12 protein-coding genes are annotated in these 15,570 nt (G+C 70.2%); 6 read left to right on the forward strand and 6 right to left on the reverse strand.

The window, feature by feature from the left end; genetic code table 11:
- Window positions 1-3: 3 nt before the first annotated feature.
- The gene (locus MSPGM_RS03050) at window positions 4-1,944 is read right to left on the reverse strand and encodes a PAS domain-containing sensor histidine kinase (protein WP_003606513.1); all 1,941 of its coding nucleotides are present in this window, start codon (window positions 1,942-1,944) and stop codon (window positions 4-6) included.
- Window positions 1,945-2,322: 378 nt separating this feature from the next.
- Here MSPGM_RS03050 and MSPGM_RS03055 point away from each other — a divergent pair, with 378 nt between their 5' ends.
- The gene (locus MSPGM_RS03055; protein WP_003606514.1) at window positions 2,323-2,655 is read left to right on the forward strand and encodes a hypothetical protein; all 333 of its coding nucleotides are present in this window, start codon (window positions 2,323-2,325) and stop codon (window positions 2,653-2,655) included.
- Window positions 2,656-2,805: 150 nt separating this feature from the next.
- The gene (gene cydB / locus MSPGM_RS03060) at window positions 2,806-3,849 is read left to right on the forward strand and encodes a cytochrome d ubiquinol oxidase subunit II (RefSeq protein WP_003606515.1); all 1,044 of its coding nucleotides are present in this window, start codon (window positions 2,806-2,808) and stop codon (window positions 3,847-3,849) included.
- A 108-nt stretch (window positions 3,850-3,957) separates the two neighbouring features.
- On the opposite strand, the gene MSPGM_RS03065 is transcribed toward cydB, so the two are convergent.
- From MSPGM_RS03065 to MSPGM_RS03075, 3 genes are read right to left on the reverse strand one after another with little or no spacing between them, the layout of a single operon-like run.
- Window positions 3,958-4,083, reverse strand: coding sequence for a hypothetical protein (locus MSPGM_RS03065; protein WP_003606516.1), 126 nt, complete (start codon window positions 4,081-4,083; stop codon window positions 3,958-3,960).
- On the reverse strand, window positions 4,080-5,309 hold the full coding sequence (locus MSPGM_RS03070; protein ID WP_012752124.1) for an MFS transporter: 1,230 nt from the start codon (window positions 5,307-5,309) through the stop codon (window positions 4,080-4,082). Before MSPGM_RS03070 ends, MSPGM_RS03065 begins: the two co-directional genes overlap by 4 nt.
- Before the next feature lie 59 nt (window positions 5,310-5,368).
- On the reverse strand, window positions 5,369-6,586 hold the full coding sequence (locus MSPGM_RS03075) for an MFS transporter (RefSeq protein ID WP_261926152.1): 1,218 nt from the start codon (window positions 6,584-6,586) through the stop codon (window positions 5,369-5,371).
- A 106-nt stretch (window positions 6,587-6,692) separates the two neighbouring features.
- Here MSPGM_RS03075 and MSPGM_RS03080 point away from each other — a divergent pair, with 106 nt between their 5' ends.
- The 3 genes from MSPGM_RS03080 (at window position 6,693) to MSPGM_RS03090 (ending at window position 11,841) form a co-directional block, all read left to right on the forward strand.
- Window positions 6,693-7,145 (forward strand): winged helix-turn-helix transcriptional regulator, encoded by a 453-nt coding sequence (locus MSPGM_RS03080; RefSeq protein ID WP_003607136.1) that lies wholly within the window; start codon window positions 6,693-6,695, stop codon window positions 7,143-7,145.
- A 299-nt stretch (window positions 7,146-7,444) separates the two neighbouring features.
- Window positions 7,445-9,937 (forward strand): PBP1A family penicillin-binding protein, encoded by a 2,493-nt coding sequence (locus MSPGM_RS03085; protein ID WP_012752126.1) that lies wholly within the window; start codon window positions 7,445-7,447, stop codon window positions 9,935-9,937.
- A 206-nt stretch (window positions 9,938-10,143) separates the two neighbouring features.
- A complete protein-coding gene (locus tag MSPGM_RS03090; RefSeq protein ID WP_003605236.1) occupies window positions 10,144-11,841 on the forward strand; it encodes a methyl-accepting chemotaxis protein in 1,698 nt (565 codons plus the stop codon).
- A gap of 77 nt (window positions 11,842-11,918) precedes the next feature.
- Here the strand turns inward: MSPGM_RS03090 and MSPGM_RS03095 are convergent, their stop codons facing one another.
- A complete protein-coding gene (locus MSPGM_RS03095; protein WP_003605238.1) occupies window positions 11,919-13,406 on the reverse strand; it encodes an AMP nucleosidase in 1,488 nt (495 codons plus the stop codon).
- A gap of 164 nt (window positions 13,407-13,570) precedes the next feature.
- Between MSPGM_RS03095 and tsaA the strand changes: the two genes are divergently transcribed.
- Window positions 13,571-14,077, forward strand: coding sequence for a tRNA (N6-threonylcarbamoyladenosine(37)-N6)-methyltransferase TrmO (tsaA, locus tag MSPGM_RS03100; RefSeq protein WP_003605240.1), 507 nt, complete (start codon window positions 13,571-13,573; stop codon window positions 14,075-14,077).
- Window positions 14,078-14,096: 19 nt separating this feature from the next.
- Here tsaA and MSPGM_RS03105 read toward each other — a convergent pair whose 3' ends face one another.
- Window positions 14,097-15,407, reverse strand: a complete 1,311-nt coding sequence (locus tag MSPGM_RS03105) for a GNAT family N-acetyltransferase (RefSeq protein WP_003605242.1) — start codon at window positions 15,405-15,407, stop codon at window positions 14,097-14,099.
- Window positions 15,408-15,570 lie beyond the last annotated feature (163 nt).

Genomic DNA, 15,570 nt, shown 5'->3' on the forward strand with positions numbered 1-15,570 from the left:
GGATCATCCGGCGCGGCGCATCGGCGGGTTGGTAGAGAGCGGGGCGGGATCGAACAGGCCGGCCGGCCGCCGGATCGGCTCGGGCGCCGGCTCCGGCATCGCCGCGACCCGCACCGAGGTCCGGATCGGCGCCGGCTGGGCCTGCGCGGCGGCAGCCTTCGCACCGTTGCCGGAATTGTCCCGCGCACCGGCCGTAGCGGTTTTGGCGCGGCTGCAATCGAGCGGAAGGGTCACGGTGACGGCGGTGCCCTTGCCGGGGGCGCTCTCGACCGAGACGGCGCCGCCATGCAGCCCCGCGAGGCCGCGCACCACCGAGAGGCCGAGCCCGGTGCCCTCGTGGCTCCGGCCGTAGCCGCCGCCGACCTGGAAGAAGGGGTCGCCGAGCCGCGGCAGGTCGGCCTCGGTGATGCCGATGCCGTCGTCGCTCACCACGATGTCGAGATAGGCCCCGCCCCGGCGCACCATCACCTCCACCCGCCCGCCGCGCGGCGTGAACTTCACGGCGTTGGAGATCAGGTTGATGAGCATCTGGCGGCAGGCGCGGGCATCGGCCACGAGGGCGCAGCCGGCGGGCACGGGCGCGCTGGTCAGGGTGATGCCGGAGGCATCGGCCTTGAGCCGCATCAGGTCGCAGCAGCCACGGATCAGCGCCTCAACATCCACCGGCTCCGGCTGGAAGTCGAAATGCCCGCCGCGGATGCGCGAGATGTCGAGCAGCGTGTTCACCACGTCGAGCAGGTGGCGCCCGGACTGGGCGATGATGCCGGCATATTCGCGCGACCGCTCCGGCGAGAGACTCACCGCGCCCTCGCCGCCCAGTACGTCCGAGAAACCGATGATGGCGTTGAGCGGCGTGCGCAGCTCGTGGCTGACGGTCGCGAGGAAGTGGGTCTTCACCTCGTCGGCGCGTTCGGCCTCGGCGCGGGCGCGGTCGAGTTCCTGCGCGTGGCGGCGATGCTCGGACACGTCGCGGGTCACGGCGACGACGGTCGAGCCGTTGGCGCCGGCAAGCCCCGCCTCGATCCGGTGGGCGCGCATCTCGGCGAAGATCGTGCGGCTGCCGTCGCCGCGGGCTGCGTCGAGATGCAGGCGGAACGGCACCGTGGCCGGCGCGCCGTGGGCGGCGACGTCGCTGATCGCCTGGAGCAGGGCCGGACGATCGCCGATATGCACCCGATCGAGCAGGCCGTGGCCGCGCAGGCGGCTCGCCTCGGCGCCGACGAAGCGGGCGGCCGAGCCGCTCGCCTCCAGCACGCGGCCGTTGGCGTCGTGCCAGGTCACGAGGTCGTCGATGGCCGAGAGCAGCAGGCGGTCGCGGGCCTCGTTGTCCTGCATCCGGGCGCGCCACTCGCCCTCGCGGCGCATGTGCTCCATCGCCTGCGCCGCGATGTGGCCGATGGCGGTCACGGCAAAGACCGGCATGACGATCGCGTTGGGCCAATCGAGCGCGAGGGCGCCCACCGGCAGGTAACCGCTCAGTGCGATCGCGAAGGCGCCGACGACGGCGATGACGGATGCGGCGATCGTCGCCCGGCGCGAGCCGGAGACCATCGCCTCCAGCGGCACCGCCACGAGCCAGATGGCGGCGGCCGAACTCGCGCCGCCGGTCAGTGCGGCGAGGCAGACGACGATGCCGGTCAGGCCGAGCGAGGACAGGGCATGCGCGACCCAGAGCGAGCCGGTGCGCGACAGGACCACGGCGGCCAGCAGCGGCAGGAACAGGCTCGCGATGGCGATCGCCTCAAGGCCGCTCGGGACACCGCGCCAGACGAGGTAGGGCGGCAGGCCCGCCATCATCACGGCGCCGGTGGCAAGCCGCGAGATCAGGAACCGCTCATGGCGGAAGCGCACGCTCGGCTCGGCCAGCGCGGAGGCATGGACCAGCCCGGCCAGGCGGGAATCGAACAGAGAGGCAAGGGTACCGTCTTTACGCAACACCACCACGCACAACGCAAGCCTTGACCCGGAACACGGGTGTCTTGCGCCCCTCGACTGCTCGTTACGATCTCAGGCAAACCGTCGCAGAGGCGGTTTAAGCGAGGATGAAAAGGGTCGCTCACTTGCCGCCGAGTGCGGCGACGACCGGGCTCATCGGCGGCGCCGATCCCCGCTTTTCACAAGGCCCGGGCGGGGTCGGATCGCCGCTCCACAGAGGGTAAACAGGGGGCCGGGAGGGCGCGGGCTCGCGGAAAAACACTTCGTTCACCACGTCGGCGCTTTCGCCTCTTCCGGTTCATCCGGCGGTGGCGCGAGGATGGCAGGATCAGGCGATCGACCTGCGTCGGCCGCGCCGGCGATGCAGTACCCTCTGGAACCGGAACGATGTCGTTTCTTCTGCGCGCCGCCCTGGTGATCGGCGCCCTCTCCTATCTCGCGCTTCAGCGCCAGGGCGGCGCCGATCCGGCCCGGCCGCACGCCGCCGGGACGGGGATCGCTTCGGGCGATGTCATGGATCGCCTGACCACGGGCGGCATCGGCGCGCTGGTGGAGGCCGTGAACGCCCTGCCGCCCGAGGCGCGCGAGGACATGGCGCGGGCCGGGGCGAACGCCCTCGTCCGCCATGTCGGCGGACGAGAGCATCCAACCCAACCGTCCGCCGACACCTTGTCCGCCAGCGATCGACAACCGCCCTGGCGGGGAGCAACTTCGCCCTAAGCGCGGTTCTGGCTTGATGTGAGGGCCTTGCGAAACGCCTGCCCGCCGCTCCGCTCCTCTCTGAGCACGGCGGCGCAGCGGCGTTTTGCAACCGTCACTCGAGCGGTGCTCGTGTCACGCACCGGTGCCATGAGCCGGGAGGGAACAAGGATGTTCGGCTTCGGAAGCGAATACGAAGGCTTGGCCTTCTGGCTGCCGCTGGTCTGGGCCGGCCTGCTGGCGCTGGCGGTAGCGATGTACGTCGTCATCGACGGGTTCGACCTCGGCGTCGGCATCCTCTTCACCGCCGCGCGGCCCGGCAATTGGCGCGATCGGATGATGCTCTCGGTGGCGCCGATCTGGGACGGTAACGAGACCTGGCTCGTGCTCGGCGGCGGCGGTTTGTTCGCTGTCTTCTCGGTCGCCTACGCGATCCTGCTGCCGGCGCTCTACCTGCCGATTATCCTGATGCTGATTGCGCTGATCTTCCGCGGCGTCGCCTTCGAGTTCCGCTTCAAGGCCGAGCGCTCGCAGGTGGTGTGGGACAATGCGTTCCACTACGGCTCACTGATCGCCACCTTCGCGCAGGGCATGGTGCTCGGCGCCTTCGTTCAGGGCTTCCAGACCGAAGGACGGGGCTTCTCCGGCGGGACGCTCGACTGGCTCACGCCCTTCAGCGTCATGACCGGCATCGGACTCGTCTGCGGCTACGGCCTGCTCGGCGCGACGTGGTGCGTGATGAAGACCTCGGGCGAGCTGGAGATCTGGTCGCGGATCAAGGCCAAGCAGTTCCTGATCGGTACCGTCGTCTCGATGGCGGTCGTCAGCGCCTGGGTGCCGTTCCTCGGCCTGCATATCCAGTGGCGCTGGTTCTCCTGGCCGAACGTGCTGTTCGTGGCACCCGTGCCGCTGCTGACGGCCTTCGTTTGCTGGCGCATCTGGAAGGCGATCGAGGACGGTCGCGATGTCGCGCCGTTCCTTCTCTCGATCGCCCTGTTCCTGCTCGGCTTCCTCGGGCTCGCGATCAGCCTGTTCCCCTACATCGTGCCGCCCAAGCTCACGATCTGGCAGGCGGCCAACGCGACCTCGGCACTGCAATTCGCCCTCGTCGGCTACGCGGTGGTGATGCCGCTGACGCTCGCCTACACGGCCTATGCCTATTGGGTCTTCCGGGGGAAGATCGAGGAGAACCCGAACGCGGCGAGCTACCATTGAGCGCCCGCCGCATCCTCTGGTTCGCGGCCCTCTACGGCCTGAGCCTCCTCGCCTTCACGGCGCTCGTCTATTTCATCCGCGCCATCGCGCGGTGAGACGGGCGCCGGCTCAGAAGCAGAGGGGAATGGCAGCGCGCAGCCAGAGCCCCACCCCCTCGCGGGCCCACAGGAGCGCGCCGGCCAGGGTCAGCGCGCCGAGAAGGGCGAGGACGATGAGTTCGTCCCGAACGCTCATGCCGGCCTCGCCCGCTGGGCCAGGGGCACGTCGCGGATCGGCAGGTTGAGGAGACCGGCCAGGAGCGCGATGCCGATGGAGAGGGTCCAGGCCGCGTCGTAGGAACCGGTCTGGGCGAAGATGAAGCCCGCCCCCCACGCGCCGAAGAAGGCGCCGACCTGATGGCTCATGAAGACGATGCCGAACAGGGTCGAGAGATAGCGCACGCCGAAGATCTGTCCGACGAGGCCGCTCGTCAGCGGGACGGTGCCGAGCCAGAGGAAGCCGATGGCGCAGGCAAACAACGTCGCGGTCAGCGGGGTGAAGGGCAGGACAACGAACAACGCCATCACCGCCGCGCGGGCGAAGTAGATCCACGACAGCACGTATTTCTTGCGCAGCCGGTCCGCGGCGACGCCGAAGGCGTAGGAGCCGAGGATGTTGAACAGGCCGATCAGGGCCAGCGCGCGGGCGCCGATCCCCGGATCGAGGCCGGCATCGCTCAACACAGCCGGCAGGTGGGTCGAAACGAAGGCGATGTGGAAGCCGCAGACGAAGAAGCCGGCATTGAGAAGCCAGTAGCCGCGATGGCCGGCCGCCTGCCGCAGGGCGGCGCCAAGCGGGATCGCGTCGGCGGAGGCGGCCGTCCGCACCGCGCCGGAGGCGGCTTTCCGGGCGATGCCGAGGGCGAGCGGCACCATCAGGGCGGCCAGCCCCGCGCCGGCCAGCAGCGCCCCGCGCCAGCCGAGGCCGTCCACCGCGATCTGGGTTGCCGGCACGAGCAGGAATTGCCCGACCGAGCCGCCCGCCGTGACGATGCCTGCGGCCGCGCCCCGGCGTCCGGCCGGCATCATGGGCACGACCGCGCCGAGCACGACGACGAAGGTGACGCCGGTCATGGCCAGCCCGAGCAGGAAGCCGAGCGTGACGGTGAGGCCGAGTGAAGAGGACACGAAGGCCGCCAGCGCGAGGCCGAGAGCGTAGAGGAGGCCGCCGCCTGCGGCGACGCGGCCGGGCCCGTACCGGTCCGCCAGCGCCCCGACGAAGGGCTGGGCGAGCCCGAAGATCAGGTTCTGCACGGCCATGGCGAGGCCGAAGCTCTCGCGGCCGACGCCGAGATCCAACTCGACCGGCCGCATGAACAGGCCGAACCCCTGGCGGAGTCCCAGCGCGATGGTCACGATGACCGCGCCGCAGGCGAGCGCGATCCAGGGAGAGGGCCGGCGGAGAAGCAGAGGGGAGGTCACGATCGTCGATCCGGGAAAGCGGGCCGGGATAATAGTCACAGACGCATGGAGGTGCCGAGCTAGCCCTGGATCGATCGATGCAGGCTGGAACTCGAGGCCCATACGCCCAACGCGATGATGCTGAACGCCGCCCCCAAGCCCGAGACCCCAAGCCAGCCGGCATGAGCGTAGGCCGTCGTCGCGCCGATCGCACCGATGGCGCTGCCGACGGCGTAGAACACCATGTAGCCGCCCACGAGACGGCTGCGGGCCTCGGGGTGCCGGGCGAAGAGAATGCTTTGATTGGTGACGTGCACAGCCTGTACCGCAAGGTCGAGCAAGACGACACCGACGAGAAGGAGGGGGATCGACTGCGCCAGCAGCGCGATCGGTCCCCATGAGCCCAGCAGGACGACCAGGCCCAAGCCCGTCGTCCACTGGCCGAGGCCGCGATCCGCGAGCCGGCCGGCAGCGGTGGCGGCGAACGCGCCCGCCATACCGAGGAGGCCGAACAGACCAATCTGCGTGTGGGAGTAGGCGAAGGGTGCAGCGCTGAGGGGCAGCACCATCGCCGTCCAGAAGGCGCTGAAGGCCGCGAAGACGAGGAGCGCCAGGATGCCCCGCACGAGCAGGATCGGGTCGTGCAGGAACAGGGCGGGAATGGAGCGGAGCGCGGCGGCATAGCTGTCCGCGCGGTCCAGAGCCGGATGCCGCGGCAGGGTGAGAGCGAGAAGACCGAGCATCATGAGCGTCAGCCCGGCGGAGGTCAGGTAGACGGCCCGCCACCCGCCGAGGTCCGCGACCGTCCCCGCCACGAAGCGGGCGGCGAGGATGCCGGCGACGACGCCGCTCGTCACCGTCCCGATCGCCCGGCCCTGCTCGGCCGGCCTCGCCAGCGTCGCGGCGAAAGCCACCAGCACCTGGACCACGACCGCCAGCAGGCCCACCGCCGCCATACCGGCAAAGAGCATGGCCTCCATCTCGGCCGTGGCCACAACGATCAGCGCTATCACTGATAGTGCACCCTGTATGAGCACGAGACGGCGGCGATCGACGCGGTCACCGAGCGGTACGATCAGGATCAGGCCCAGCCCGTAGCCGACCTGGGTCAGCGTCACCACGAGACCGATGGCACTGGGTGAGATCCTGAAATCGCGCGCCATCGCGTCGAGGAGGGGCTGGGCGTAGTAGACGTTCGCGACGCTGAGGCCGGCGGCCACGGCCAGGATCAGTGTCGTGACCCGTTCCAAGCCGGCGTTCATCCGGTTTGATGGTCGGCAATCGCCCGTCTGCGGCATCGGTCCTGTCCTGCATGAGCCCTTTTGGTTCCATGTTGAGACCACTTGCGTGCGACATGATCCAGTTCTAAGTTAGAACTAGATTGCTCGGGCAGGAGCAGGGTGGATGGTGAAGCGGGTCGGCTTCGGCAAAGCGGCATGCCCGGTGGCGCGGGCCCTCGACGTCATCGGCGACTGGTGGTCGCTCCTCATCATCCGCGACGCCTTCGAGGGTGTGCGGCGCTTCAGCGAGTTCCAGGCAGGCCTCGGCATCGCGAAGGGCATGCTGGCGACCCGGCTCCGCGACCTCACGGAGCGCGGCGTCCTGGAGACCGCGCCGGCTTCGGACGGGAGCGCCTACCGCGAATACGTTCTGACGGAGAAGGGCCGCGGCCTCTTCCTCGTCATCGTCGCGCTTCGGCAGTGGGGCGAGGATTACCTCTATCGTCCCGACGAGAACCGATCCGCCCTTGTGGACACGGCAACGGGCATCCCGGTCGCACGGATGGCGTTGCACTCGGCCGAGGGATGCTCCCTGACCTGGACCGAGACGCGCGTGAGGAAAGCGGGCGGCGATTGAGTGGGCGCCGGAAAGGCGTGGGGAGCCGGGATATCCGCTTCCAGGTAAAAGGGGCAGGGTTCGGTTTCCACCCTCACCAGCCCTGAGCAGGGTCAAGCCGATCGGCCTTCGATCCGAGCCCCGGCCCCATGTCGGATCATGTGACGGCCGCGAGAGGGGCGGTGACCGAGCGTGTCGCCGGGGCCACCCATCGGCGCCCTTCTTCGCGCCCCCCTTCGGGTGCGTAGCCTTGCCGGCCCCCGCTCCGCTAAGGTCCGCCCCATGATGCGTGATTTCCGGCGGGCGGCGAACGGTTCGCAATGACGGCGCAGGGACCGGATAGGCCGGGCGAGGACGGGACCGAGACGCGGGCCGCAGCGCGCGAAGCCGCGCGGGCGGCTGCCTTGCTGGCGCGCCAGCTCGGCCGCCTGGCCGGGAGCGCGGGACGCAGCGCTTGGCGCAGCGGAACCGCCGCCGCCAGGGATGCGGCCAAGGGAGCAGCCAACGGGGCCAGGCCGGTCCTCGCTCGCACCGCGGACCGCCTCCGCTCCACCGGGCCGCGCACCGCACCGGCAGCGCCCGTCGCGGCCCCGGTCGATCAGCCGGACACACAGAGCGATCCCGTCGACGATCCCTCCGCTCGCCCTCCCCACCGCCGTCGGCCCTGGGTGATCGGATTGGCCGTCGTGATCGGCCTGCCGCTGGTGATCCTGGCCGGATACGTCTTTGTCGCCTTCGCCTCCCTGCCGCCGCTCGGCGGGGTGGCGCCGGAGGCAAACCAGCGCGCCCTCGTGGTCGAGGCCGAGAGCGGGCGTGCCTTCGCCACCCGCGGCGCGTTCCAGGGCGAGCGGCTGACCGAGAAGACCCTGCCGCCCCGCCTCGCCCAGGCGATCGTCGCGATTGAGGACCGGCGCTTCTACAGCCACTGGGGCATCGACCTGCGCGGCATGGCCCGCGCCGTCTGGCGCAACGCGACCGGCGGCGGCGTGCGCGAGGGCGGCTCGACCATCACCCAGCAATATGCCCGGCTCACCTCGCTCACCCAGGAGAAGACGCTCAAGCGCAAGATCCAGGAGGCCTTCCTGGCGCTGCGCCTCGAGAGCACGCTGACAAAGCCCGAGATCCTCGTCGGCTATCTCAACACCGCCTATTTCGGCGCCGGCGCCTACGGGGCGGATGCGGCGGCGCGGCGCTATTTCGGGCACGGGGCGGCGGGTCTGACCCTGCCGGAGGCGGCGATGCTCGCCGGCCTCGTACGCGCGCCCTCGCAGCTCGCTCCGACCCGCAATTTCGGCGGCGCCAAGGAGCGGGCCGACCTCGTGCTCCAGGCCATGGTCGAGACCGGCGCGATCAGCCAACCCGAGGCCGACAAGGCGCGAGCGGAGAAGCTCACCCTGCACACGCCGCCCGAGACGCCGCCGGGCACCAACTACTTCCTCGACGCGGTGTCGGGCGACGTGAAGCGGCTGACCGAGGCGGCCGGCGACGTCACCGTGCGCTCGACCCTCAACCTCGACCTCCAGAGCCTCGCCGAAGGTGTGCTCGCCCGCCGCCTCGACGGCGAGGGCGGAAAGAAGAAGGTCGGCCAGGGCGCGCTCGTGGCGATGGCGCCCGACGGGGCGATCCTCGCCATGGTGGGGGGTCGCGACTACGAGGACAGCCAGTTCAACCGCGCGACCCAGGCCAAGCGGCAGGCCGGCTCGCTGTTCAAGCTGTTCGTGTATCTGGCCGCCTATGGGAAGGGATTCTTCCCTGACAGCGTGCTCGTGGACCGCCCGACCCAGATCGGCGAGTGGGAGCCGCAGAACTCCAACAACCGCTTCCGCGGCGCCCTGCCGCTGCGCTCGGCCTTCGCGCTCTCGGTCAACACCATCGCGGCGCAGCTTGGCGACGAGGTCGGCCTGCCCGCGATCGTCGCCGAGGCGCGCCGCCTCGGGGTGCAGTCGGACCTGCCGGAGGTGCCGAGTCTCGCCCTCGGCTCGGCCGACGTCTCGCTCCTCGAAATGACCCGCGCCTATGCCGGCGTGCTCGGTCCCGGCGTGCCGGTGGAGCCCTATCTCGTCCGCACGATCCGGGGAAACACGCCACAGCCGCTCTACCAGCGCCCGGCGCCGAAGCCCGGTGCGGCGATGGACGCGCAGGTCCAAACGATGATGCTCGACTCGCTTCAGGCGGTGGTGGAATCCGGAACCGGCAAGGCCGCACGGGTCAACGGCCTCGCGGTCGGCGGCAAGACCGGCACCAGCCAGGACTACCGCGACGCGTGGTTCGTCGGGCTGACCCCGGACATGATCGTCGGCGTCTGGGTCGGCAACGACGACAACACGCCGATGAACAAGGTGACCGGCGGCGACATCCCAGCTCGCGTCTTCCACGACTTCGTGGAACGGGCTCAGAAGGTGCTGAAGGGCCGAAAGCGCCCAGCTCCCTCCGCCGCACGGGCGGAGCCGACGCCGGCCAACGCCGTGGCCCCAGCCCCGGCGCCAACCCCGACCACGGGCGAAGTGCGCGGCGTGCCCGAGGTGGTCGATACCGGCACGCTGACAATCCGCGGGCGCAAGGTGCGGCTGCTCGGCGTCGTCGGCGAGGGCGGCGCGCTCGCCCGCCAGCTCGCGCGCTATCTGCGCCGCCGGGAGATCATCTGTTCCGGCGATCCGGCCTCCTCGCGCTGCCGCCTGGACGGCGACGACCTCGCCTCGCTGATCGTGACGGCGGGCGGGGCGCGGGCTGCCGAGGACGCGCCGAGCGATCTCATCGAGGCCGAGGATCAGGCGCGCGCCGAGCGTGCCGGGCTGTGGCAGCGCGAGCGCTGAGTCTCTCTCACAAAACGCCCGCTGCGCCGTCATGGCCAGAGAGAACGATCAGAGATCCAGAGTTTTATGCGGCGCTCTGAATCACCTCTGCACTGTCAAGCCCCGCCGAATTTGCTGCGAGGGCAGATGAGGCGCACCATTTGCAATCGAAAATTAATGCAGATCAAATAATAGCATGGTGGAGTTCCGATTCAGAGGCCGCCACCGTGAACATCATCGACAACACGCGGATCGCCCTCAAGCTCTCGATACCGCTCGCCTTGCTGACCGCAACGTCGGTCGGTTCGATCGTCTATGCCAAGTATTCACTCGACAGCATTGCCAATCAGACGCAGCGCGTCACCGACGTGCAGGCCGTGCGGCAGGAGCATATCCTCAAGGCACAGATCAACATCACCGAAGCGACGATTCAGAACCGCAACATCATCATCGAAACGGCCAGCGAGAAGGTGGCAGGCTACAAGAGCCGCCAGGATGCGGCGATTGCGGCGAGCCATGCGTCCCTCGACAAGTTGGCCGAACTCGCGGGAGAGCCGGAGCATCGCGCCGCCAGCGAAGCGCTTCGCGAATCGGCGAAGACATATTTCAACATCCTGGGGCGCTCGACCGAACTGGGTTTGAAGAACGAGAGCGTCGCCGCGATGAAGGTCGCGCAGGAGGAGGCGGCTCCCGTGCGCGCCAAGCTTCGGGGACAGGTGCAGGCCCGCATCGATCGCATCGGCCAGGAAATGCAGGCCGAGAAACAGGCGGTCTTCGAGAATGCCCGCCTCGCGACGAACATCCTGATCGCAGGGTCCGCCCTGGCTCTGCTTGTCGCGCTCGGGCTGGCTGGCCTGATCGTCGTCTCCGGCATCGTTCGCCCGCTCAGCCGTCTGGTGTCGGTGCTGCGGCGGATGGCGCAGGGCGACATCGACGCCAGCATCGCCGAGGCGAAGCGGGGCGACGAGATCGGCGCGGTCGGCCGCGCCGTCGAGGGCATTCGCGAGATGGTCGCGCAGAAGGCCACCGAGCAGGCCGAGATGCGCCGCATCGCCGACGAGGCGGCGGCCGCCGAGCGCAAGCGCACGATGATCGAGCTGGCCGACCGCTTCGAGACGGCCGTGGGCGGCATCGTCGGCATGGTCTCGTCCTCGGCGACCGAGCTTCAGGCCACCGCCTCGACCATGACCGCGACGGCAGCCGAGACCGCCACCCAGGCGACCACCGTCGCCGCGGCCGCGGAAGAGGCCGCGACCAACGTCAACACCGTGGCCTCCGCCGCCGAGGAACTCGGCAGCTCGGTCGCCGAGATCGGCCGGCAGGTGGCGGGCTCCACCGATCTGGCGCAGGCCGCCGTCACGCAGTCGGACCGGACCGCGCATCTCGTCCAGGAACTGAACGCTGCCATGGGTCGCATCGGCGACGTGGTCGGGCTGATCTCCTCCATCGCCGGACAGACCAACCTTCTGGCGCTGAACGCCACCATCGAGGCGGCCCGCGCCGGGGAGGCCGGCCGCGGCTTCGCGGTCGTCGCGGCGGAGGTCAAGGAACTCGCCAACCAGACCGCCCGAGCGACCGGGGAGATCTCCGGCCAGATCGGGCAGATCCAGGGCGTAACCGGTCAGGCGGTCGCGGCGATCGGCGACATCGCCGGCCGCATCCGCGACATCGACACGACGGCAACCGCCATCGCCGCGGCGGTGGAGCAGCAGGGCGCGGCGACGCAGGAGATCGTCCGCAACGTCACCCAGGCCTCGTCCGGTACGTCGCAGGTGACGGGCAACATCGTGGGCGTGGCCAACGCCGCCGAGGAGACGGGCGCGGCGGCCAGCCAAGTGCTCGGCGCCGCGGGCGAGCTGTCACGACAGTCCGAGGCCCTGCGCGCCCAGGTCTCGCAATTCCTCGCCACGGTGCGGGCGGCGTAGGCTCCCACTGGGATCTCAATTGCCAGGGCGCCGCCCTGGACCCGCGAAAGGGCTCGCCCTTTTGAAACCCCGGACCTTTACCGGAACGGCGGCTCGTCGAAGCTGCGGAGCTTGCGCGAATGCAGGCCGGCCCGGTCGGCGCGCAGGGTGTCGAGCGTGGCGAGCCCGATCTTGAGATGCTCGGCCACCGCCCGCTCGTAGAAGGCATTGGCCGCGCCCGGCAGCTTGATCTCGCCGTGCAGCGGCTTGTCGGAGACGCAGAGCAGCGTGCCGTAGGGCACCCGCAGGCGATAGCCCTGCGCGGCGATGGTGCCGCTCTCCATGTCCACCGCGATCGCCCGCGAGAGGTTGATGCGCCGCCGCTCCTGGCTGAAACGAAGCTCCCAGTTGCGATCGTCGTAGGTCACGACCGTCCCGGTGCGCAGGCGCTGCTTCAGCGCGTCCGCCCGCTCGCCGGTGACGGCCGCCGCCGCCGCTTGCAGGGCGATCTGCACCTCGGCCAAAGCTGGCACCGGAATCTCCGGCGGCACGAGGTCGTCGAGGATGCGGTCGCGGCGCAGATATCCGTGGGCGAGCACGTAGTCGCCGATGGTCTGGGACTGACGCAATCCGCCGCAATGCCCGACCATCAGCCAGCAATGCGGGCGCAGCACCGCGAGATGGTCGGTGATGGTCTTCGCGTTGGAGGGGCCGACGCCGATATTGACCAGCGTCGTGCCCTGCGGCGCCCCATCGGGCCCGCGGCCGACGAGGTGGTAGGCCGGCATCTGGTACTTGTGCCAGGGCGAAGCGGCGATCAGCGCCGCCGGATCGGCCGAGGCGGCCTCCGCCTGCTCCACGACGATCCCGCCGGGCAGCACCAGCCGCTCCCCCTCCCCCGCCGCCAGACGCTCCAGCCCGTGGCGGACGAAGCCGTCGACGTAACGGTGATAATTGGTCAGCAGGATCCAGGGCTGGATCTCGCGCCAGTCCGAGCCGGTGTAGTGCACCAGCCGGCGTAGGGAGTAATCGGTGCGCACCCCGTCGAACAAAGCGAGCGGGCGCGGATCGCCCGCATTCTCCAGCCACAGGCCGTCGGCGACCTCGTCCCCCACCACCGAGAGGAGCGGCGTCGGGAACAGGGTGGCGAGATCGCTGGTGCTGACGCCGCTGCCGCCGAGATCGGTGCCGGGCTCGACGATGTAGGGATAGGGAATCTCCTGGGCCGACAGCCCGACCTCAATGCTGGCGCCGTAATCGCGCACGAGCGGCCGCAACTGCTCCAGGAGATAGGCGCGGAAATAGCCGGGCTGCGTCACCGTGGTGGCGTAGAGGCCGGGCGCCTGGAACTTGGCGGTGGCCCGGTTGAGCCGCGGCAGCGGCCCCGCGGGCTGGTAGGTCAGGCGCAGCTCGGGGTAGCGGAACTGAAGCCGTTCGGTCGCGTCCGGGGCAATGCGGTGTTCGAGGTAGCGCGCCAGGGCCGCCTGAAGCGCCTGGGTCGCGCCCGCATGCAGCGCCTCGAGCCGATCCACGGCCGTCTCCGCATCGGCAACGGCCTCCATCGGCCGCAACTCGTCGATGACCATGTGTTCTCCCCGCTGACCCCAAGACGTCTACACCGCTGCTGGCAGCGAGACGAGTTGGCAGCGAGACGAGCAAGAGGCTTGCCTTACAAAGGACCTGCCCGCCTTGCGGCAGCCGCACACCGGGGCGACAAGGCCTGCGTCGCCAAACGGGGAAGCGAGAGCGGATGAACGAGGATGTCGAGCGGCGCCCCGGCGAGGAGGCGATCCCGCTGCCCGCCGACTACGATGCCGGCCTCTACTTCATCGGCCGGGTGCGCACGCCGTGGCAGAACCGGGGCGAGTGCCCGAAGAACGGCACGCAGACGGACGCGGTCTGCACTCTCGAAGTCGATGCCGCCTACCGGCCCGCGCTCCAGAACCTGGAGGGCGCCACGCACCTGATCGTGCTCTACTGGATGGACCGGGCCGCCCGCGACCTCGTGCGCCAGCAGCCGCGCCACGCGCCGGGCAGCCGCGGCACCTTCTCGCTCCGCTCGCCGGCGCGGCCCAACCCCATCGCCCTGTCCGTGGTCGAGCGGCTCGACATCGCCGACGGCACCGTCCGCGTGCGCGGGCTCGACTGCATCGACGGCACGCCGCTGCTCGACATCAAGCCCTATTTCGCCTCGACCGACAGCCGGCCGGAGGCGCGGGTCGATCGCGCCGGCACGGAGAAGCCGGCCACGCCCTGATCCGGCAGGATCGGACCTCCTACCCGTCGGTCTTCCCCTGCTTGCCCGCTCCGGATCGCGGCTCCGCGGTCAGCCGGGCCAGGGCCCGCAAGTAGACCGGCTTGACGTGGGTCTTGTAGGTCCGGCGGGCGACGCCGCGTCCGCGCCGGAACAGCGTCTCCGACAGGGCCGTCAACCGGCCGCGCAGGGAGCCGCCGGGGGAGACGTCGATCAGGAGATCCGCGATCTCGCGGCGCTCCGGCCAGATCTGCGCAAGGGCCGCCGAGGTGTCGCGGTTGCAGGAATCGATGGTGTCGATGGTCCCATCCGCGAACGCCGTCTCGGTCGTCGCCTCCATCAGCAGCGAGCCGGGCCCCCATTTCGCGTAAGCCTCGTCATACGCCATCTTCCAGCCGAAGGCCGTGCGGCCGGAGCGCAGCCAGATGTTCATCGCGATGGCCCGGCCGTCGAGGCGCAGGGTCTCGATGCCGGCGCAGCCGTCCCGCGCCAACCCCACGATCATCGTCTGGGCGAAGGCGCAGAGCGGCGGCGCGTTGCGGATCGCCCGTCCGCGCCGGCTTTTGCGGCCCTTCCATCCCGCCGCCTCCAGATCGAGGAATTCCTGGAACGCCGCGCTGACCTCTTCCGGCTTGCGAGAGCTGATCTGGCGCAGTTCGCCCTGCTCCGCGAGCCGCTTGCGATGGCGCCGCAACTCGGCCCGCCGCTTCGAGGAGACGGGAGAGGCCGGCGCAGCCTGTCCCGCAACCGGCGCATCGAGCCGGGCGCGCTGCCGGCGCTCGATCTCGACGATTCGGAAGCCCCGACGGCCGGCCGCGCCGACGAGGGCGGCGTAGACCGCCCCGTCCATCGCGATCTGGTTGGCACAGATCAGCTTCGGCAGGGTGGGATTCCCGGCGACGGCCTCGAGCATCGCCGATAGGGCCTCGACCGCATGGTCGCGATCGAGCACCGGCGAGCCGAGGAAGGTCAGCGAATTGCACGGGGCTTCGAGCGTCCGGATCGGCAGGCGCGACGAGGGCCGTCCGACCACGAGGAGCCAGACACCGACCAGCTCGGCCTCTTCCCCGCCGCGGCGGGACCAGGCGAGGAGGACGTGCAGCGGCGTCTCGGTCGCGGTGTACATCGCACCCGCGACGGCGGGCTCCATGAACACGTTCGGCTCGGCGCAGCGCCGGACCAGCCGGCGCCATTCCGCGGCAAGCGAGCGAAAGCGTGGGGCGGTCGCGACCTCGACGGAAAAGACCGGCCGGTGCGAGACCGCATCGGGCACCAATGACGGGGGCGCCGGCTCGGCTAAAGGCAGGCTCGCGAAGTCGCCGCTCGAATCCATGGACGGCCCCTCTCCCTCAGTCGCGTCGCTCCGCCGGCCCTGCATCCGCGGGCCGGCTCACAACGTCGTGACATCTCTGCCGGTCGAGAACGACGACAAAGCCGCGCTTAAAGCACGCGCTCTTGAGGGGGATATCCCGATGCGCAGACCGGCCCGGCGTGAA

The organism is Methylorubrum sp. GM97 (assembly GCF_024347855.1).
Taxonomy (GTDB): Bacteria; Pseudomonadota; Alphaproteobacteria; order Rhizobiales; family Beijerinckiaceae; genus Methylobacterium; species Methylobacterium extorquens.